This is a genomic window from Providencia sp. TYF-12 (assembly GCF_041344805.1).
In the GTDB taxonomy this organism is placed as follows: domain Bacteria; phylum Pseudomonadota; class Gammaproteobacteria; order Enterobacterales; family Enterobacteriaceae; genus Providencia; species Providencia huashanensis.
On the sequence record NZ_CP166833.1, the window covers coordinates 2,072,593 to 2,093,595 of the forward strand.

Annotated in this window: 16 protein-coding genes; 14 read left to right on the forward strand and 2 right to left on the reverse strand. The window is 40.1% G+C overall.

Going from position 1 to position 21,003, the window contains the following annotated elements:
• The first annotated feature begins 217 nt into the window (after positions 1-217).
• The 9 genes from ABE954_RS09225 to dld all read left to right on the forward strand — a co-directional run bounded on the left by ABE954_RS09225 (position 218) and on the right by dld (position 11,921).
• Positions 218-1,708, forward strand: a complete 1,491-nt coding sequence (locus ABE954_RS09225; RefSeq protein ID WP_071548173.1) for an amino acid permease — start codon at positions 218-220, stop codon at positions 1,706-1,708.
• Positions 1,709-1,961: 253 nt separating this feature from the next.
• Positions 1,962-3,101 (forward strand): ABC transporter substrate-binding protein, encoded by a 1,140-nt coding sequence (locus ABE954_RS09230; protein WP_042843416.1) that lies wholly within the window; start codon positions 1,962-1,964, stop codon positions 3,099-3,101.
• Positions 3,102-3,201: 100 nt separating this feature from the next.
• A complete protein-coding gene (locus ABE954_RS09235) occupies positions 3,202-4,212 on the forward strand; it encodes a FecCD family ABC transporter permease (protein ID WP_370661204.1) in 1,011 nt (336 codons plus the stop codon).
• Positions 4,206-4,994 carry an ABC transporter ATP-binding protein gene (locus ABE954_RS09240; protein WP_094301210.1) on the forward strand — a complete coding sequence of 263 codons (789 nt, stop codon included), beginning with the start codon at positions 4,206-4,208 and terminating at the stop codon, positions 4,992-4,994. Before ABE954_RS09235 ends, ABE954_RS09240 begins: the two co-directional genes overlap by 7 nt.
• 261 nt (positions 4,995-5,255) lie before the next feature.
• Positions 5,256-7,238: a ligand-gated channel protein gene (locus ABE954_RS09245; RefSeq protein WP_071548172.1), complete on the forward strand. Its 1,983-nt coding sequence runs from the start codon at positions 5,256-5,258 to the stop codon at positions 7,236-7,238.
• A 371-nt stretch (positions 7,239-7,609) separates the two neighbouring features.
• A complete protein-coding gene (locus ABE954_RS09250; protein WP_042843419.1) occupies positions 7,610-7,822 on the forward strand; it encodes a hypothetical protein in 213 nt (70 codons plus the stop codon).
• The gene (locus ABE954_RS09255) at positions 7,812-9,197 is read left to right on the forward strand and encodes an APC family permease (RefSeq protein ID WP_042843420.1); all 1,386 of its coding nucleotides are present in this window, start codon (positions 7,812-7,814) and stop codon (positions 9,195-9,197) included. Before ABE954_RS09250 ends, ABE954_RS09255 begins: the two co-directional genes overlap by 11 nt.
• Positions 9,198-9,343: 146 nt before the next feature.
• The gene (locus ABE954_RS09260; RefSeq protein WP_371025858.1) at positions 9,344-10,018 is read left to right on the forward strand and encodes a hypothetical protein; all 675 of its coding nucleotides are present in this window, start codon (positions 9,344-9,346) and stop codon (positions 10,016-10,018) included.
• A 163-nt stretch (positions 10,019-10,181) separates the two neighbouring features.
• Positions 10,182-11,921 (forward strand): D-lactate dehydrogenase, encoded by a 1,740-nt coding sequence (dld, locus tag ABE954_RS09265; RefSeq protein ID WP_048607443.1) that lies wholly within the window; start codon positions 10,182-10,184, stop codon positions 11,919-11,921.
• A gap of 55 nt (positions 11,922-11,976) precedes the next feature.
• On the opposite strand, the gene sbcB is transcribed toward dld, so the two are convergent.
• Positions 11,977-13,404 carry an exodeoxyribonuclease I gene (gene sbcB, locus ABE954_RS09270; RefSeq protein ID WP_048607441.1) on the reverse strand — a complete coding sequence of 476 codons (1,428 nt, stop codon included), beginning with the start codon at positions 13,402-13,404 and terminating at the stop codon, positions 11,977-11,979.
• Between the two features lie 333 nt (positions 13,405-13,737).
• Between sbcB and ABE954_RS09275 the strand changes: the two genes are divergently transcribed.
• Positions 13,738-15,021, forward strand: a complete 1,284-nt coding sequence (locus ABE954_RS09275) for an MFS transporter (RefSeq protein ID WP_048607439.1) — start codon at positions 13,738-13,740, stop codon at positions 15,019-15,021.
• A gap of 123 nt (positions 15,022-15,144) precedes the next feature.
• Positions 15,145-15,477: a PTS system regulator TmaR gene (gene tmaR, locus ABE954_RS09280; RefSeq protein WP_042843427.1), complete on the forward strand. Its 333-nt coding sequence runs from the start codon at positions 15,145-15,147 to the stop codon at positions 15,475-15,477.
• 138 nt (positions 15,478-15,615) lie between these two features.
• Here tmaR and ABE954_RS09285 read toward each other — a convergent pair whose 3' ends face one another.
• Positions 15,616-16,308 (reverse strand): helix-turn-helix domain-containing protein, encoded by a 693-nt coding sequence (locus ABE954_RS09285; protein WP_042843428.1) that lies wholly within the window; start codon positions 16,306-16,308, stop codon positions 15,616-15,618.
• A 207-nt stretch (positions 16,309-16,515) separates the two neighbouring features.
• On the opposite strand from ABE954_RS09285, the gene ABE954_RS09290 reads away from it, so the two are divergent.
• Genes ABE954_RS09290 through ABE954_RS09300 form a run of 3 tightly spaced genes read left to right on the forward strand, consistent with a single transcriptional unit; the run spans position 16,516 to position 20,215 of the window.
• Positions 16,516-18,846, forward strand: a complete 2,331-nt coding sequence (locus tag ABE954_RS09290) for a molybdopterin-dependent oxidoreductase (protein WP_042843429.1) — start codon at positions 16,516-16,518, stop codon at positions 18,844-18,846.
• Between the two features lie 2 nt (positions 18,847-18,848).
• Positions 18,849-19,397 (forward strand): 4Fe-4S dicluster domain-containing protein, encoded by a 549-nt coding sequence (locus tag ABE954_RS09295; protein WP_173424793.1) that lies wholly within the window; start codon positions 18,849-18,851, stop codon positions 19,395-19,397.
• A 2-nt stretch (positions 19,398-19,399) separates the two neighbouring features.
• Positions 19,400-20,215, forward strand: coding sequence for a DmsC/YnfH family molybdoenzyme membrane anchor subunit (locus tag ABE954_RS09300; RefSeq protein WP_206227236.1), 816 nt, complete (start codon positions 19,400-19,402; stop codon positions 20,213-20,215).
• Positions 20,216-21,003: the final 788 nt, after the last annotated feature.

Genomic DNA, 21,003 nt, shown 5'->3' on the forward strand with positions numbered 1-21,003 from the left:
GTGTATGCTCCTTGGATAGTCTCATTTGCCGTCTAGCGACAAGCCAAAATATTTAGAGGATTGCAATGAATGTGTTGTGATTGCGATAACGCGTTTTACTTATAATTTGCTACGGATTATGAAGGTATCTTATAACAGCAAAGAGTTGCTTAGTTCTGGCAGTCTATTTTGCTAGAATTCCTCCGATATTAGCTGAATAATAAAATACAGGGAACAAATGTCAGAACAACATACCAATACTATCTCGCAAGGCGGCCCACAAAAGCTACGCCGTGAATTAAAAGCACGCCACCTTGCGATGATTGCTATCGGGGGCTCAATCGGTACCGGTTTATTTGTCGCATCAGGTGCAACCGTTGCACAGGCAGGTCCTGGTGGGGCACTTCTTTCATACGCTATCATCGGTTTAATGGTTTATTTTTTAATGACCAGCTTAGGTGAGTTAGCTGCTTATATGCCAGTTTCAGGTTCATTTGCGACCTATGGTGCTAAGTATGTTGATGAAGGCTTTGGTTTCGCATTAGGTTGGAACTATTGGTATAACTGGGCGGTCACTATTGCGGTTGACCTTGTAGCAGCGCAATTAGTGATGACTTATTGGTTCCCAGATACCCCCGGCTGGATTTGGAGTGCAATATTCCTTGCTATTATTTTCTTGCTAAACTTTATTTCAGTTAAAGGGTTTGGTGAGGCTGAATATTGGTTCTCCTTAATTAAAGTCACTACCGTCATTATTTTTATTGTCGTGGGCGTGTTAATGATTTTCGGCATCATGAATGGTGCAGAAAATGCAGGATGGCATAATTGGGAAATCGGTGATGCACCTTTTGCTGGTGGCTTTTCAGCGATGATTGGTGTTGCAATGATTGTTGGTTTCTCCTTCCAAGGTACTGAACTAATCGGTATTGCTGCAGGGGAATCAAAAGATCCGGCAAAAAATATTCCAAAAGCGGTACGTAAGGTTTTCTGGCGTATTCTGTTATTTTACATTTTTGCAATTCTGATTATTAGTTTGATCATTCCTTATACCGACCCTAATTTATTGCGTAATGACGTTAAAGATATCAGTGTAAGTCCATTTACATTGGTATTTGAAAATGCAGGTTTACTCTCCGCAGCGGCAGTAATGAATGCCGTCATTTTAACCGCGGTTTTATCGGCGGGTAACTCAGGGATGTATGCATCCACCCGTATGTTGTATACCTTAGCGCGTGAAGGTAAAGCTCCGCGTATTTTTGCCCGCCTATCAAAAGGTGGCGTACCACGCTATGCTTTATTAGCTACAACAATTATTGCCGGTCTATGCTTTTTAAGTTCGATGTTCGGTAATCAAACCGTTTATTTATGGTTATTGAATACGTCGGGAATGACGGGTTTTATTGCATGGTTAGGAATTGCGATTAGCCATTATCGTTTCCGTAGAGGGTACATCGCACAAGGTAAAGATCTTAACGATTTACCATATCGCTCAGGCTTCTTCCCGGTCGGCCCTATTTTTGCATTTATTTTATGTTTAACGATTACGTTAGGTCAGAACTATCAAGCCTTCTTAGAAGATAGGATTGATTGGGTTGGGGTAACCGCGACTTATATCGGAATTCCGCTATTTTTAGCCATATGGTTTGGTTATAAAATTGCCAGAAAAACCACATTTATTCGCTATAAAGACATGAACTTTCCAAGTTACAAAGAAAATTTAGATAAATAAAATTCGTATCTTGTTTACTAAAATAGCACCTCCATTGAGGTGCTATTTTTTTATCACGCCAGAATAAAATGTTAGAAGTGCCAAATTAGCAGGTTAATTTGGCAAGATGCATAACTTTTCGATATGGCTCACACAATTTCATTGAGTTAAGTCATGTTAGATTCAATAATCGTATTGATAAGTATTCTTATTTGCTTTATTGTTACCGCAATAAAAAATTCAGTCAATGAGGTTGATGGTGGAGCTTAATACTATGTCGTCGGTAGCCAAGAAATCAGTAGCTAGGTCGGTAGTAAAAGGAATAAGTTTAGCATTATTAGTGAGTGCAAGTTTGAACTCGTGGGCCGCTACTGTAACTGATGTTGCAGGCCGTACTGTTGAAGTCCCTGATAATGTTAACCGTATTTTACTTGGCGAAGGGCGTTTATTTAGCGCTATAGCTCTCCTTGAAGGTGATAAACCCATTGAACGTATCGTAGGCTGGCAAGGGGATTTGCGTAAATTAGACCCGCAAACGTATGCGGTTTATAAAGCGAAATTTCCAGAGATTGATAATATTCCTCTAATTGGTAATACCAGTGCCGATAGTGTCAGTTCAGAAAAAGTATTAACACTAAATCCCGATATCGCCATTTTTGGTCTGTCAGGGCATGGTCCGGGCAAAAATAGTGAATTAGTGAACCAGTTAGAAAAAGCGGGTGTGCCTGTCATTTTTGTCGATTTCCGTGACAACCCATTGAAAAATACATTGCCGAGTATGCGTTTACTCGGTCAAGCGTTAAATCGGGAACAGGTAGCCAATAAATATATCGATTTTTATGAAAAAAACCAAAAGCTAGTCACCGATATTACCGCTAAAGTTCCGGAAGATAAAAAACCGACGGTGTTCATTGAATTAAGAGCCGGTGCTTTTGAAGATTGTTGTGGTACTGCAGGTGACGGTAACATGGGGAACTTTATTGACTTAGCGGGTGGGAAAAATATTGCTAAGGGGGTATTGCCCGGCGCATTAGGTACAATGAACCTTGAGAAGGTCATTGCATCAGACCCCAGTATTTATATCGCATCTGGTGTCAAAGCGCCGGGTAGCAAAGATGTTGGTGTTCAATTAGGCGCTCAAGGTACTTTAATTGATGCGAAAGAAAGTCTAAAAAGGGTCACAGAACGTAAAGGCATTAATTCATTATCAGCCATTAAAGATAAGCAAGATTACGCTATCTGGCATAACTACTATAACTCTCCATACAATGTGATTGCGACACAAGTATTTGCTAAATGGTTTTATCCTGAGCAATTTGCGGATTTAGACCCGCAAAAAACACTTGAACAGCTGCACAGTGAGTTTCTCGCAGTAGAACCAAGTGGTGTATATTGGGTCAGCGAAAAGCAATGAGAGTAGGTGGGAATTAATGAGTATTACAAGTGAACCGATAGCAGCTGCAGAGCAAGCCATCAAACAAGCTGATAATGGTGTGAAGCAGCATTATCAAAATATGTTACGCCGTAGGCTAACATGGATTGGGGTTATTGTTGCTGCAATTTTATTATCTTTAATTATTGATTTTACGTTGGGCCCTTCGGGCTTATCTCTTGAACGATTGTGGCAAACCTTGGTAACACCAGAAACGGTGGATGCAGGGACTCGGGTTATTGTTTGGGATATTCGGTTGCCATATGCATTGATGGCTGTTGTTATCGGTATGTCATTAGGGCTTGCTGGGGCAGAGATGCAAACGATTTTAAACAACCCGCTGGCGAGCCCATTTACTTTAGGTGTATCAAATGCGGCGGCTTTTGGTGCTGCTCTAGCCATTGTTTCAGGTATCGCAATTCCAGGGGTGCCTGACCAATGGGTAATATCGGCAAATGCCTTTATTTTTGCACTACTAGCAGCGTTGATGCTAGATGCGGTTACCCGCTGGACTCGAGTTGCTACTTCCGGTGTGGTTTTATTTGGTATAGCTTTGGTATTTACATTTAATGCATTGGTTTCCATGATGCAATTTATTGCGACGGAAGATACCTTACAAGGGCTTGTTTTCTGGACGATGGGGAGCCTTTCAAAAGCGACATGGGTAAAACTGGGCGTGATGGCGCTAGTTTTCGCCTTAGTTTTCCCAATTGCGATGATGAGTTCATGGAAGTTAACGGCCTTAAGGCTCGGTGAGGATAGGGCTATTAGCTTCGGTATTGATGTCCGGCGGCTAAGGCTGACAACGTTATTGCGGATCAGTATTTTGTCTGCATTGGCGGTTGCGTTTGTTGGGCCGATTGCCTTTATTGGGCTGGTTGCACCACATATTGCCCGTTTGATATTTGGTGAAGATCACCGCTTTTATCTGCCAGCAAGTGCATTAATTGGAGCATTAATTTTATCGATGGCATCTATTGCCTCGAAGAACATTATTCCAGGTGTGATTATTCCTGTGGGTATTGTGACATCGTTAGTGGGTGTTCCGTTCTTCTTAAGTATTATTTTACGTCATCGGGGTAATGTATCATGAGTGGTTTGATTATTAACCAATTTAATGCAGGCTACCCAAAACGTGCAGTGATTGAAAACTTATCGACCGATATTTTACCCCGAGGAAAGATCACGGTATTACTTGGGCCAAATGGGAGTGGTAAATCAACATTATTACGCTCTTTAGCTGGCTTAAATAAGGCAACGGGGCAGTTATTATTGGACGGCTTGGATCTCACGCAGCAGAATTTTGCTCAACGTGCGCAAAATGTGGTGTATTTACCGCAAACATTACCTGCGGGGGTTCACTTATATGTTTTAGAGTCTGTGATTGTTGCTCAGCGTGCCTCGGGTGGTTTGAGTAATCAAAATAATAAAGACGAAGTCATGCATTTATTACGCCAACTTGGTATTGAACATTTGGCATTAAGTTATTTAGATCAACTTTCAGGTGGCCAAAAACAATTAGTCGGTTTGGCACAATCATTAATTCGTCAACCAAATTTATTATTATTGGACGAACCTTTAAGCGCTTTAGATTTAAATTATCAATATCATGTGATGGATTTAGTGGCAAAGGAAACTAAACGTCGAAATATAATTACCGTTGTGGTTGTTCATGATATTAATATTGCGTTAAGACATGCGGAACATGTATTAATGCTTAAGCAAGGGAAACTCATCGCACAGGGAGAGCCTGCTGAGGTTATCACGCCTGAAAGCCTTGCAGAGGTTTACGGTGTAAGAGGGCGTATTGAAAGGTGTTCGCAAGGGGTACCTCAAGTGTTAATTGATGGGCTAGTTGATAAATTAGCAAGTTAATACCGCACAATAAATGATGTGCTTGTGGCGTCGTGCGGCAAGCACATTAATAAAGAAAAAGGGGCAATATAAAAAAACAAACGAATTAAATATTAAGATTAATTACCCACAGGAAATTTAATTGATTTATAAATGGTTTTTTACCATGAATTTCTTATGGGTATTTAAATATCCAAATAATAAAAAGCGTTTTAAAATTTAATGCAATCAATGTGAGCAAATCAATTCATATATAAAAAAATATCTCTTGGAGAGTTGGGAATGGTTGTTTTTAATAAAAGAAAAGTTGCAATTAGCATAATTGCCGCTATCGCTGCGACACCTGCATTTGCTGATGACAGTAAAGATAAAATCTATGTAACGACTGCATCAGGTTATCAGCAAAAAATTGAAGATGCCCCAGCATCCATTTCAGTAGTAACGCGCGAACAACTTGAAACTAAAGCTTACCGTGATGTGACTGACGCTTTAAAAGATGTACCGGGTGTTTTAGTTACCGGTGGCGGCAGTAGCTCTGATATTAGCATTCGTGGTATGGATGCTAAATACACCATGATTTTAATCGATGGTAAACGTATTGATACACGCAGCACTCGCCCAAATAGTGATGGTTCTGGTATTGAACAAGGTTGGTTACCACCATTACCCGCCATTGAGCGTATTGAAGTAGTACGTGGCCCAATGTCATCGTTGTATGGTTCGGATGCGATGGGTGGGGTAATTAATATTATCACTCGCCGTGTTCAACAAGAGTGGACCACAAGTTTACGAGCGGATACTACACTAACTGAACGCAAAAATTCAGGTAATACAGGGCAAGGCAGCTTTTACACCTCAGGTCCATTAATTGATGGTTTACTTGGTGTGAAACTACAAGGCCAATATTCGCATCGTGGTGAAGATAAAATCATTAATGGTTTTAATCGCCAAATCATGGCGAGTGGTGGAGCAACGGTATCGTTGACTCCAGATGACAAAAATACCTTCGACGCAGAATTTAAACGTGATAACCAACATCGTGATGACCGTGAGGGTTATACCAGCAAAAGAGGCGACGGTAGCGGTTTTAGCAAATATGAGTTGACTCATATGGCATTAACCCATACGGGTATTTATGATATTGCATCAACAGATACCTATGTTCAATACGATGAGACAAAAAACCCAGGCCGTAAAATGACGGCAGAAGACCTTGTTTTCCGTAATCAAAGTGTCTTTTTATTGGGTGATCATAGTTTAAGCCTTGGTGGTCAATATCGTAAAGAGAAGTTGAAAGACGAAGGTAATAAATTTAAACAGTATAATAAGCTTGAACGATATAGCTGGGCGTTATTTGCAGAAGATGAATGGTTAATGACCAATGATTTTGCGTTAACCGGTGGTATTCGTATGGATAAAGACGAAAACTACGGTTCACACTGGACTCCACGTTTATATGGTGTGTGGCATGCTGATGAACAGTGGACAATTAAAGGTGGGGTAACTACAGGTTATAAAGCACCAAGCTTGCGTGAATCGTCCGCAAACTGGGGACAAGCAACAGGCGGTAGTGCAGGAAATGCCGTTATTTATGGTAATCCTGATTTAAAACCAGAGAAAAGTATTACTGAAGAAATAGGTGTTATTTGGAACAATCAGGATAATATTACTGCTGGGATAACTATCTATAACACTGACTTTAAAGATAAAATTACTGAAATTAGGCGTTGTGAAGAAAATAGTAGTACAGTAAGAGCATGTACAGTAGCTCAAGATGGTGAAGGTGACAAGCCTAACAAACCGTATCGTTTCATCAGCGATAAAGCGAACGTTGATAAAGCAAGAATGCGTGGTGTTGAACTCACCTTCAACTGGCGTATTGTGGATGATTTAAGCTTTGCAGCTAACTACACCTATACTGATACTGAACAAAAAAGTGGTGTAAATAAAGGTAAGCCATTAAATAAACAGCCTAAACATATGGCTAACTCCACATTGACATGGCAAACTACTGAAGATTTAGAAACATGGACGCGTATGAATTTCCGTGGTAAAACCTCTGAATACCAAGGTCGTGGACAAAAAATGTCAAGTGGTACAGCATCTTATGCTTTATTTGATTTAGGTGCGAGTTATCAGCTTAACAAGAACGCGAACATTGTTGGTGGTGTCTATAACGTATTAGATCGCCGAATCGATAATGCGACTTACGGTGCTGAATTAGAAGGCCGTCGTTACAATATCGGTATCAACTACAACTTCTAATCGTATAATTAATCTCGATTAATCCAAACCCTTTGGCTTCTACCAAAGGGTTTTTTGCTGATTAAAACCTGATTAAAACCTGATTAAAACCATAAGAAAAAAAAGTTATAAGCAGATAGGGCAAAAAGTCAGAAATAATCAAAATTTCTCATCGAAAATAGGGTGATTTGTTAACAATTTAACTTGCTATTTGTGGTTATGGCGTGCAAAATGCGCGAACTAAAAAATAACTGATGCTTAATCAAATGAAGCATCGGTTTTTTTGTTTTTAGGAACGTTCATTCTAGCGGGGCCGGACATAGAGCCGGAGAGATAATTTTAATATTTACGTGTAGCAAACATTTTACGCTACCGATTTGAGGAATGCTTTTATGGCTTACTTTTTCGCATTCGCAGCAGGGCCAGGCGCTGGCGGCTGCCGTATCGATGACTACGGGGCTCTCGGTGGCTTCGCTCACACGCCTTTCTCCCTTTCTTCGTTTTTCTCTGCCTATAGGCAGATGCAAAGTCTTCCCAGTAACTGTCGATTAAGCCGAAGTAGTATGCAATCGAAAGTTATGGGAGGGCTTGATAATGTCAAATAATACTCCAATTCCATTAGACATTGGTCACAACCAAACCGGTGCGAATAATCGCGTACAACTTGCAAAAACGTTAACGCTTGTACAAGTGGTCATGATAGGTATCGCCTATATCCAACCGATGACCATCTTCGATACTTTCGGTATGGTATCAGATAAGACCGGTGGACACGTTCCAACTTCATACATTATTGCATTAGCGGCGATACTGTTTACGGCTCTGAGCTACGGTAAGCTGGTGAAACGCTTCCCATCTGCTGGCTCAGCGTATACTTATGCTCAAAAATCAATGAGCCCGCATATCGGCTTCTTGGTGGGCTGGACATCTTTGTTGTCCTACATTTTTATGCCAATGATTAACATATTATTGGCTAAAATTTATTTGCAAGACATTTTCCCCAATGTGGAGCCAGCGATATTTGTCGTTGGGCTGGTTATTTTAATGACCGCGGCTAACTTACGTGGTATCAACGTAATCGCCAACCTAAGTACAGTCATTGCGATTATCCAAATTGGGGTAATGGCCGTGTTTACAGGCTTAGTGATCCACGGTGTTTCAAATGGCGAGGGGTCGGGAGAAATTTGGACCTTTAACCCATTTGGTAATGAAAAAACTGAAATGATCCCATTGATAGCTGGGGCTACCATTTTGTGTTTTTCATTCTTAGGCTTTGACGGTTTAAGTTCATTGTCAGAAGAAACGCCAAACGCAGGTAAAGTGATCCCACGTGCTATTTTCTTAACGGCACTTATTGGGGGGGTTATCTTTATTACGGTTTCCTTCTTCTTACAACAATATTTTCCAGACGTATCACGCTTTAAGAATATCAATGAAACTCAGCCAGATATTATGCGCTTTGTTGCTGGTGCATTCTTCCAGTCAATTATTTTGGTATTCTCATGCGTGACAGTATTAGCTTCAGGAATGGCAGCCCACGCAGGTAGTGCTCGTTTAATGTATGTAATGGGCCGCGATGGGGTATTCCCAGAAAAAGTTTTTGGCTATGTTAGTCCAACATGGCGTACACCGGCATATAACGTATTGATGGTCGGTTTCTTAGCGTTAGGGGCAATTTGGTTTGAAATGGATTTTGCGACCGCATTAATCAATTTCGGGGCATTAATTGCATTTACCTTTGTTAATATTTCTGTGATTAGCCAATTCTTTATCCGTGAACGTCGGATGACAGGTTTCAAAAATATTTTGAATTACTTAATTTTACCTGTTATAGGTACACTAACAGTGTGCGTTTTATGGTTAAATATTGAAGAAGATTCAATGGTTTATGGACTGATTTGGACAGCAGTTGGTTTAGTTTATATGGCTATACTGACTCGCATGTTTAAGAGACCGATGCCGCAGATGAGTGATATCTAGTTATTTTCTACTAATGGAATAGCGCCTTTTGGCGCTATTTTTGTTTCAATAATGTATGCAAGTTGTAACTTGTTATCGCGAATATTCTTATTGACTGATATACCCAACTCCTCATAATTCAACTATAAGAATTTTAAGGAGAATTTATGAATCCCTTCCATTTTGATGTTACTACACAAGAACAGCCTTTTTACAAAATTGATATTCAATACACCCCTTCAAGTTATAAAGAAATGATAACTGATTTTAAAAATAACTTAATTCGTAATTATAAAAGAAAGTTTAAACTTATTAGGTGGGTAGTATTTATTGAGTTATTTTTAATCGCAGCATCATTTATACGCTTTACGTTTGATGACCCGCAATATTTTCATAAAAACATACCTTATTACCACACAATAATGCAAACAGTGGGTATCACATTTATTATTTTTGGGTTGTTTATATTAGCGTTTAAAATTGGGTTAAAGGGGGCTGTATCATTACAAGAATCGTATCTTAGCAAAGGATTAATTAAAGAGGAGGATATTAATCACTATATTTTTTACTCTGAAGGCTTTGTATTTAATGAATTTAATCAAAATATGAGCCTTTACTGGGATGCTTTGCACTATGTTGCAGTCTACGATACTAGCTTAGTCTTTGCTTTTTGCCCCCCTAAAACTGAAAAAGGTAAATATACCGCAGAGTATGATGAAGTCATCATCCCATTAAAACTGATCCAAGAGAAAGATTACCTTATCAATGCACTAAAAGAGTTGGGTAAACACCATTTTGATTTTGAAGATCAAAGAAAACGTGGAGCTAAAAATGTGAACTGACATACAGTGATAGCGTAAATAGGCTCAGGTATTTTTTGCCTGTTAAGAATTATTTAAGATAAAACGTGTAGCCTATCAACATCATAATATTATGTGATACTGTTGTTACAATGAATAGTTCACAAATCATCATAAACATGAATTCGATTAAGAAGGCACACAAATGAATGATGTAAAAAAACCTGAGAATCAACGATTATTACTCACCCTCAGGAATATTGTTGGTAAGAAAAACATTCTAACAGAACCTCATAAGACAGAACGTTATCGCAAAGGTTTTCGATCAGGCGTTGGGGATGCAATAGCGGTTGTATTCCCTACAACACTGCTTGAGCAATGGCATGTATTTAAAGCGTGTGTTGAAGCCGATAAAATTGTTTTAATGCAGGCGGCAAATACCGGGCTGACAGAAGGCTCAACACCAAGCGGTTATGACTATGATCGCGATATTGTGATCATCAGTACACTACGTTTGAACCAAATACAAGTCCTTCCTGAATTCAATCAAGTGGTTGCGATGCCGGGAAGTACGTTATATGACTTAGAGAAGATTCTTAAACCCTTGGGGCGTGAACCACATTCGTTGATTGGCTCATCTTGTATTGGTGCATCTGTTGTGGGCGGGATTTGTAATAGTTCTGGTGGCTCCTTAGTGCGTAGAGGCCCCGCTTATACCGAGCTTGCGTTGTATGGCCGAGTAAATGATGATGGTAAAGTGGAACTTGTGAACCATTTAGGTATTGATTTAGGGAATACCCCAGAAGAAATACTGACTAACTTACAAAACCGGGGTTATAGCAGCGAAGATGTCCATGTTAGCGAAAAACTAGCTTCTGATCATGAATATGCACAGCGTGTTCGTGATGTTGATGCAGATACGCCGTCTCGCTTTAATGCTGATGAACGCCGTTTATTTGAAGCATCCGGTTGTGCCGGTAAATTAGCAGTATTTGCAGTTCGTTTGGATACTTTTCCAGCGGATAAAAAAACACAAGTATTTTATATTGGCTCAAATAACCCCGATGTTCTAGAAGATATTCGTCGCTATATTTTGAGTGAGTTTAAAAATTTACCCGTAGCGGGTGAATATATGCACCGTGGTTGTTTCGATATTGCAGAAATTTACGGTAAAGATACCTTTTTAATGATAGATAAATTTGGCACGGATAAAATGCCAATGTTTTTCACGATAAAAGGCCGTATTGATGCGGTATTAAATAAAGTCCCATTTTTACCCTCTAATTTAATTGACCGTACTATGCAAGTACTGAGTAAATTATGGCCATCCCATTTGCCGCCGCGAATGAAAGAGTTTCGTGACCGTTATGAACATCATCTAATGCTAAAAATGGCAGGTGATGGGATTGATGAAGCTAAAGTTTGGTTAAAGTCATATTTCGCAACCGCGGATGGTGGTTATTTTGAATGTACCCCAGAAGAAGGTGCGAAAGCTTTCTTACATCGTTTTGCAGCTGCGGGGTCAGCAGTACGATACCATGCGGTACATAATAAAGACGTAGAAGATGTTTTGCCGTTAGATATTGCGTTACGACGCAATGATAGAAACTGGTTTGAAACGTTACCACCGGAAATTGAAAAGTTATTAGTCCATAAACTGTATTGTGGTCATTTTATGTGCCATGTTATGCACCAAGATTATGTGTTGAAAAAAGGTGTGGACCCAAAAGAATTAAAAGAAAAAATGTTAGCGCTATTAGATGAACGAGGGGCGCAATACCCAGCAGAACATAATGTTGGTCACTTATATAAAGCGGCACCACAGTTAAAATCATTCTATAAGCAAGCGGACCCAACGAATACGATGAACCCAGGTTTAGGGAAAACAACGAAACGGAAAAATTGGGAAGGGGATTGCGGTTGTAGCCATTCTAATGAACATTAAAACCACATTAATCTAAAATAAAAATGGGCAACGATTTTGCCCATTTTTTTACAGTTTAGCTAGCCAACTCCATTGCATAATTCACCAGTGCTTTTAATTGCTGGCAACGCTTTTCATCGTGCTGATGTTCAGCAAGTAACATCTGTATTTGTTGCATATATTCTGTTAAGCGTGCTTCACTAAAGTAATCTCTGCGATGTTGTAACCAGCGTTGTTGCTCATCATAGGATAAGGTCGTTGGGAAATTACGTGCTTTATAACGAAAAAATAATTCCTTCATTCGCTTATCTTGAAAACTTAAATCTAAAGCAGGTAATTTTTGTGGAGGTGTTTCACGAATAATATCCATGGTTGACCTGTCCGACGGGCTAAAGAAACCATTATATATTTGTGCATCGACATCAGTGACTTCGTCATAGATTTGTGGCTCACTAAATAGCTCTATTAGTTTATTACGAATATCAGGGTTTTTACGCAGGGTTTCTAAATTACGCATGCAGAGGTCACGGTCTATCCCTGTGCGTAGTGCATCATTGGGTCGAAGCGTTTTTTCTGGTGCTAATATTGGGCACTTATTAATATGCACAAGTTTGACTGGGACAGGAGACGCTCCCGCAAGTTCGGCCTTAGGCGTATACAGGCGGGTACGTAATTGCTGCACATCTAATTCGAGTAATGGGGAGATATCCGCAGATAAGTCACACATAATCACGGCATTGCGGTTGTCTGGGTGCCATGCGAGAGGAGCAACTAGGCTTATATAAGAGCGTAATGCACCGAACATTCCAGAAACATGAACAAGCGGGGCAATATCAACAATATCAATTAGTTGGCTTATTTTGTTTTTGTTTCTCATCTGATAAAAATAATCAAACATCCGAGGCTGAGCGGCTTTCAATAACTTGGCCATATTGATTGTAGCCAGTACATCAGACATCGCATCGTGAGCATTTTCATGGGCAACCCCATTGGCTTTGGTTAGGTGCTCCAAGCGCATGCTTGGTAGGCCATCTTCATTTTCTGGCCATTCAATTCCTTCAGGGCGAAGTGCAAAGCAAGCTCGCAAGGCATCAAGTAAGTCCCAGCGAGAGTTTCCTTGCTGCCAACTATAAGCGTATGGGTCATAAAAATTACGGTAGAAAATATTACGAGTCACTTCATCATCGAAACGAATATTGTTATAGCCCATAATACAGGTATTCGGCACACTGAAAGCATGGTGGATACGCTTAGCAAATTCAGCTTCATTAACCCCTTCGGATAATGCAAGTTGTGGCGTGATACCTGTGATCATGACGGCTTCTGGTTGTGGCAGATAGTCATCAGCAGGTGCACAATAGAAAACCTCAGGTTCTTCAATGATATTAAACTCTAAATCGGTACGAACACCCGCAAATTGGGCCGGCCTATCTAATGCAGGCCGTTTACCAAAGGTTTCATAGTCATGAATAAAAAAAGTGGGCTGTTTTTTATTATCTTGCAACGTTTTCACCGTTTTGATGGGTTATAAGTTGGTTCTGATAGTGATGATTTTGTTGGTATTCACTATGCTTTGTGAGTTAATGATACCTTATCTGCTGTGAAAGCTAAACTCAGACCGCCTGATTTAGTGTGGGACAATGAGGTCATGCCACAATGGGATAATGCTATTTAGTACTCGAACTTCATTCTATTTTTATTGTGAGTTTAGTCACGAATATTTATTGTTAACGTTAACAAAAGTGAGCAACATCACAAATGGCAAGGTTTTTTGTAGTTTCATGAAAATGTTAACCTTAACATTGCGGCAATAAAAATTATTGATAGGTGATTAGATATGAATAGTGGCTCAAAAAAGTATTATGCCTCTTTGAGTGCATTATTGTTTTTTTTCTTTTTTACATGGTCATCTACATTTTCGGTGGTTGCAATATGGCTACGTAAATATGTGGGCTTAGAGGGGTCAGATACGGGGTTTATTTTTTCTTGTATCTCGCTTGTCGCTCTCTGCGCTCAACCTTTATACGGTTTTATACAGGACAAACTAGGGCTACGGAAAAACCTACTATTATTTATTGCTATATTATTAATCGCTTCTGGGCCATTTTTTATGGTTTTTGGGTCGTTATTAAAATGGAACCTAGTGTTTGGTAGTATTCTTGGCGGGCTATTTATTGGGATGACATTCCATGCAGGGATCGGCGTTCTTGAGTCATACACTGAAAGAGTGGGGCGCTTACGAAATTTTGAATACGGTAAGGCAAGAATGTGGGGGTCTTTAGGGTGGGCTGCTGCGACCTTTTTTGCGGGGCGTAATATTAATATTGACCCTGACTATAATTTCATTATGGCGACCATTTCTGGGTTAATATTTTTAGCCATATTACTTAATTTAAAGACAGCTAATGCGGATGCATATAATAGCCTTGAACATGGGAAACCTTCAGCAATAACGGTAGGTGACGCATTGCAATTATTGGCTTTACCCCGTTTTTGGGCATTGATACTGTTTGTCTTGGGGACCTGTATTTATAGTGTTTATGACCAGCAATTTATGGTGTATTTTGCCCATCAATTTCCAGATGAGCAATTTGGCAATGAGATGTACGGTTATCTAAATTCGTTGCAAGTTTTCCTAGAGGCTGGGGGGATGTTTTTAGCGCCGTTTATTGTTAACCGTATTGGTGCTAAAAATGGCTTGTTATTTGCGAGTTCAGTGATGGCTTTGCGGATCATAGGTTCTGGCTTAGTTGACGGACCAATCATGATATCAGCAATGAAGCTATTACATGCGGTTGAGCTTCCCATCTTGTTAATCGCTATTTTTAAATATAACAGCCGCCATTTTGATAAACGTTTATCATCAACATTGTATTTAGTTGGGTTCAGTTGTGTAACTTCGATTGTTGCAAGCATTTTATCGCCATTAGCAGGATGGGGCTATGACAAAATTGGCTTTGCGGATACTTATCTTGTGATGGGGGCTTTTGTGGTGGTGACAACGATATTGTCTGCTTTTTGTCTTAGAAGTGACGATATTGGCGATCAACCCATAGATAATGCGCAACAATTAAACGCCCAAGATAAAAGCGATGACGAAAATTTAGTGCTAAAAGTATAAATCAAGGTACTTTTCGAACGAATAATTAGATAAATATGCGAAACGTACTTGTAACGCGGTAGGATTAGAATGTATTGTGTTAATAGATAATAGGTTTTAAATATTGACTAGAGGGTTTTAAACATGGACAACGCTAGCAAGCCGTCTTTCCAAAATGTACTGGAATTTGTGCGTATGTTTCGTCGTAAAAACAAGATCCGTCGTGAAATTACTGACAATGAGAAAAAAATTCGTGATAACCAGAAACGAGTTTTGTTACTGGATAACTTAAGCGAATATATTAAGCCTGGGATGTCAATTGAAGAGATCCAAGCAATTATTGCAAATATGCGTAGCGACTATGATGACCGTGTTGATGATTATATCATCAAAAATGCAGAGCTCTCCAAAGAACGCCGTGAAATCTCTAAAAAGCTAAAAGAGATGGGGGAGTTACCGAGGATTGATGTTAAGTAAGTGATATTATAAGTGATAAGCCGAGGCAACCTCGGCTTATCAAAGTAACATATTGAATATAAATAATATGTTACAGTATGGTCACTTTAGCATGGGGGCGAGTCAAAAACTAAGTAGCCCCAGGTATTTATCGTTGAACTACTGTAAAATCAAAGTATTAACTTGTTTAATCAATTCTTGAGCTAATCGCTCCATTTCATTTTTATCGATAAAACCCATCGTTACCGCAGCTGCAATCAACTGACCTTCACTATTAAAGACAGGGCATGCGATTGATTGCGCCCCAGGGATCCCCTCTGTTGGTTGATAGCGCACGGCATAGCCTTGCTTGATGATTTTTTCCAACTCTTGCGGGGAGTAATAATTTGATTGAAATTGGTTATCGAACGCAGAGTAAATCAGCCCTGCCGCGCTTTTTTCTATCGGTAATGGGGTGTTGGGTAAAAAATCAATCTCAACATTTTTAAAGCTACGGTTGTACGTCACTAATGAGAGTGCTTTTCCTAAACGTGTGGCGACACCAGTCGAAACGTTTTGCTCATCACGAAATTGAATCAAGCTTTTATTGATGGTTTCTAGATAAGAACTCTCTGGTTTAACAAAATTAGCTAAAAAAGTTAAGTTACGCCCTAAACCATACCGGCTTGTTTGTGTGTCTTGATATAACATTTGTGTGCGACACAATGAAACCAAGTATTTATGTAAACGGCTTTTCGATATGTCACAGCCTTTTGATATATCAGCTGCGCGCGCAATGCCCCCATTTTGAGCAATATAATTTAAAATGCTCACCGCTATATCAACAGAATTAACACCTTGCAGAGAATACATAGATAAACCTCAGTTTAACAAGTCCTCATATTTTACCATGAGTTGCCCTAAGCCGCTAACAACCATCACGCATAGAATACTAATACTAAAGAAGTAGTTAATTTTTACTCATAAATAATGAGTGTATTTGATATTACTCAAGTTCACCATTTGTGAATGAGGTATATATATAGTGAACTTTAAAAAGCAATGTCGAGGTTTACTATAATGAAAACAATAAATGAATTACGAATAAAACGCCGAACTCTATTAAAAGGGCTCGGCGTGGTTGGTTTAGCTACCATAGCTCCTTGTTCTTTCGCTGAGGCGAATAATAATCAACCTTTACCTAGGGTGAGATTAAAACTATCTGACTACAAAACCTTTCGATCAACTTGTGCTATGGAATGTTTGCACTGCAACCTTACAGCGTATACATACCAAGGTAAGTTGATGAAAATACAAGCAACTGAAGGGTTTAATGTTAAATGTTGTTTAAGAGGAATGAGCCGGACTAAATGGGTTTATCATGACCAACGCATAACAACACCACTATTAAGGGTCGGTGAAAAAGGGAAAGCTGAGTTCAAACCAATAAGTTGGGATGAAGCTCTCGACCTTATCGAAAAAAATATCAGAGAAACGATTACCAAATATGGAAATGAAGGGCTATTCATATCGACCCATGCCGGAAATATGGATTCTATTAAAAATGATATGGGTAAAGCGTTTTTTGATTATTTAGGTGGCTCAACAAAGCAAGCGGGCTCTTTATGTTGCTCGGCAGTCACTGCTGCGATGATACCGATGCTAGGGCTACGTTATGCCGATACGCGGGATACCATCGCGGATAGTCGTTATATTTTGTGTTGGGGGAATAACCCAGCAGTGACGATGCAAGCCTATTTTAAAAACTATAACCAAGCCCGAAAAAATGGAGCTCGGCTGGTGGTGATTGACCCTCGTTTTAATGAAACCGCAGCAAAAGCAGATGAGTGGATACCGATTATACCGGGTACTGACACCGCACTTGCTTTGGGGATGATCAAAATTATCATTGAAGAAAACCGTATCGATGAGGATTTTCTCAGGGCTCATACTGGAGCCGTGTACTTAGTTGATGATAAACAACAGCAAGTTAGGCAAGATAATAACGATAAAGACAGTTACTTAGTGTTTGACCTGTTAAGTGGGCAATTGGCTCGCCATGACACACCGAATATCAAACCCGCATTATTCCAAAATGAATTACCGGATAACCTGGGTTACACCACGGTCTTTGAGCAAATTTACCAGCAGGCAAAAGGTTGGGATGTCAAACGTGTTAGTGAAGAAACCGATGTTCCCGTTGAAACTATCGTACGCCTTGCTCGTGATTATTCATCGATTACACCTTCAATGATTGTACAAAATATGTCCGGTGCTCAGCGCACAGAACATGGGGCTTATGTGGCTGCTAGCCAGTTTTATCTTGCACTACTGACAGGGAATATAGGTAAGCGCGGGGCAGGTGTTTGTGATGCGGGTGGTGCTCGGCAAATGGCGAATTTTAGCCCGATAGTGCCACCTGCACCGAATGCCAAAAAAATTACCCCTATTCCTGTTGCTAAAGTCGGCGACTATATTGTGAATGATAAACCTCATCCGATTAATTTTTGGTGGATTATGACCATGGGGGTAATGACGCAATTACCTAACACGAATAAGGTTCGAGAAGCATTGAAGAAAGTCCCATTTGTTGTGGTAGCGGATAATCTAATGAGCTCCACGGCACTGTATGCAGACCTTGTATTACCCGTCACTACAATCTTCGAAGATACCAGCCTAATGGCCGGAGTTCGCAGCCAATATGTACAATTAATGGAAAAAGCCGTTGAACCAGCTGGGGAAGCAAAACCTGATTATTGGATTTTTGCCCGCTTAGCAGAACGATTTGGTTTTGGTGAGGTATTTAATCAACCGATTGAACATTATATCGATGCTTGTTTAGCTGGTTCTGGGATCACTCGTCAGATGCTGGAAAAAGGGCCTGTACGGCCTGTTGAAGGGGATTGGATACCGTTCAAAGATGGTGTTTTTAGAACATCAACCAAGAAAGCACATTTGTTTATTGAAGATTGGCAAAAGAAAAATTTCTCACCTGTCGTTGCTTACTACCAAGTAACTGAATCGGTGAAAGGTTCCCCTGAGTTAGCTAAAAAATATCCTTTAATGGCGGTGCAACGTAAGTTGGCGCGGAGTGTACACTCAAGCCATGGCATGAATGAATGGATACTTGAGGTTCAGCGCAACCAGCCTAATGTGTTAATCCACCCAGAAGATGCAAAACAACGAGGTATTAAGAATGGTGAATGGGCAATTACATTCAATGACCGAGGCGAGCATCGCGCTATCGCGGTAGTGACTACTCATATTAAAAAAGGGGTTATTTCTCTCGATAATGGCTGGTGGGAGCAGCAAGGGGGAAGTAGTAGTCATGTCACGAATGACCAAGTGGAACATTTAGGAACCGGGCATTGCTGCAATAGTACGTTGGTTGATGTGAGAAGGGAGGCTTAGTCATGGCTAAACAATATGGTTTTTTAATCAATACTAAAGATTGTTACGGTTGCCGTACTTGTTCAATGGCGTGTAAGTCGGAAAATGTGACACCACCAGGAGTACTTTGGCGCCGAGTTCGTGAGTTTAATAGTGATGCTCCAAATACCCAAGCATTTATTACGATGTCTTGTAATCACTGCGATGACCCTCAATGCTTAAAGGTTTGCCCTGCGGATACCTATACAAAACGAGCAGATGGCATAGTCGTCCAAGACCATGAAAAGTGCATAGGTTGCCAGATGTGTATTATGGCATGCCCATATCACGCGCCTGTATTTGACCCAGTAGAAGGTAAAACCAGCAAATGTAATATGTGTGCGGAACGGTTAGATGAAGGGTTATTACCAAGGTGTGTGGAATCTTGTCCAACAGGGGCTATCGAATTCGGTGAAATTACAGAACTACGTAAAAAACACACAACAAATTGGACGCTGTTAGAACAACGTTACAATATGCCAGACCACACTATCAGCAATCCAAATATTGTGATTATTGGTATGGAGGATTAATCATGGATATTAAATATATGGAACTTCCTCTGGTATTTTTTACGGTAATGAGCCAGTGGGGAATTGGCGCTATTCTTGCATTAACTATTTATCAAATGAATGCTAGCAAGGAAAATATTTTATCAGGCGGAGTGCTACGCAGAGCAGTATTAGCGATTTGGTTAATCGAGGTGATCGGCTCTTCTATGTCAATGGGGCATTTGGGAGTACCACTAGAAGCGTATCGCTCCATACTTGGGTTAAGCCATTCATGGTTGAGCCGTGAAGCGGTGACATTTATTTTATTAAATGGTCTTGTCACGTTATGGGCACTCTCGTGTTGGGTATCACCCCAAGTGAATGTGCGAAATCAGTTACTTGGCTGGTTAAGCGCTCTTGGTGGTATTGCGGCTATTTTTGTAACTGCACAAGTGTATTATCAAATGGTTGCGCATCCATTATGGCACACGCCAGCGACGCAAATCGCGTTCATTGGTAGTGCGATTGTCCTTGGTTTTAGTCTAGTTGCCTTATTCGTTATTGGACAAGGGAAACCATTACTATCCATTATCAAAGTAGGGGTGCTGATAGGTGTTATGTTGGTATTAGCTGCGCAAATCATTCGCTTGCAATTACCCGCTAGCCAAGGAGGAAGCTATTTACTGTGGTGGCAAGTTGTAATGAGTATGCTATTGCCATGTATTGTGGCAATGAAAGCATATAAGGAACGACCATCGGTTATGGTAATGGCTTTGGTGATGTTGGCGATTTTTAGCGGAGAATTGGCCGGCCGTGCGCTGTTCTATGGTTCGGTGATGATCCAAGCACCTTGGTTCTAAAAATCCTCGTCATATTTCACCTTGTAGCGTTGTTGGCTTCACACACTCGCCCTAGTCACATACTGATGTATGCTCCTAGGGCCTCGTTTAGTTTGCCGCCTAGCTACAAGTTGAACTATATAGAGGATTAATTTACTTGAAATTTATTTAGGTATTCTACTTGTACTTTATTTAGGGATGTAGCGTTGTTGGTTTCACACACTCGCCCTAGTCACATACTGATGTATGCTCTTAGGGCCTCGTTTAGTTTGCCGCCTAGCTACAAGTCGAACTATATAGAGGATTAATTTACTTGAAATTTATTTAGGTATTCTACTTGTACTTTATTTAGGGATGTAGCGTTGTTGGTTTCACACACTCGCCCTAGTCACATACTGATGTATGCTCCTAGGGCCTCGTTTAGTTTGCCGCCTAGGGACAAGTCGAACGATATAGAGGATTAATTTACTTGAAATTTATTTAGGCATTCTACTTGTACTTTATTTAGGGATATAGCGTTGTTGGCTTCACACACTCGCCCTAGTCACATACTGATGTATGCTCCTAGGGCCTCGTTTAGTTTGCCGCCTAGCTACAAGTCGAACTATATAGAGGATTAATTTACTTGAATTTTATTTAGGTATTCTACTTGTACTTTATTTAGGGATGTAGCGTTGTTGGTTTCATACACTCGCCCTAGTCACATACTGATGTATGCTCCTAGGGCCTCGTTTAGTTTGCCGCCTAGGTCACCGTAAGTATTAAAACTTCTTTATAAAAATCAGCTGTAAATAAGAAAAGCCTTGATA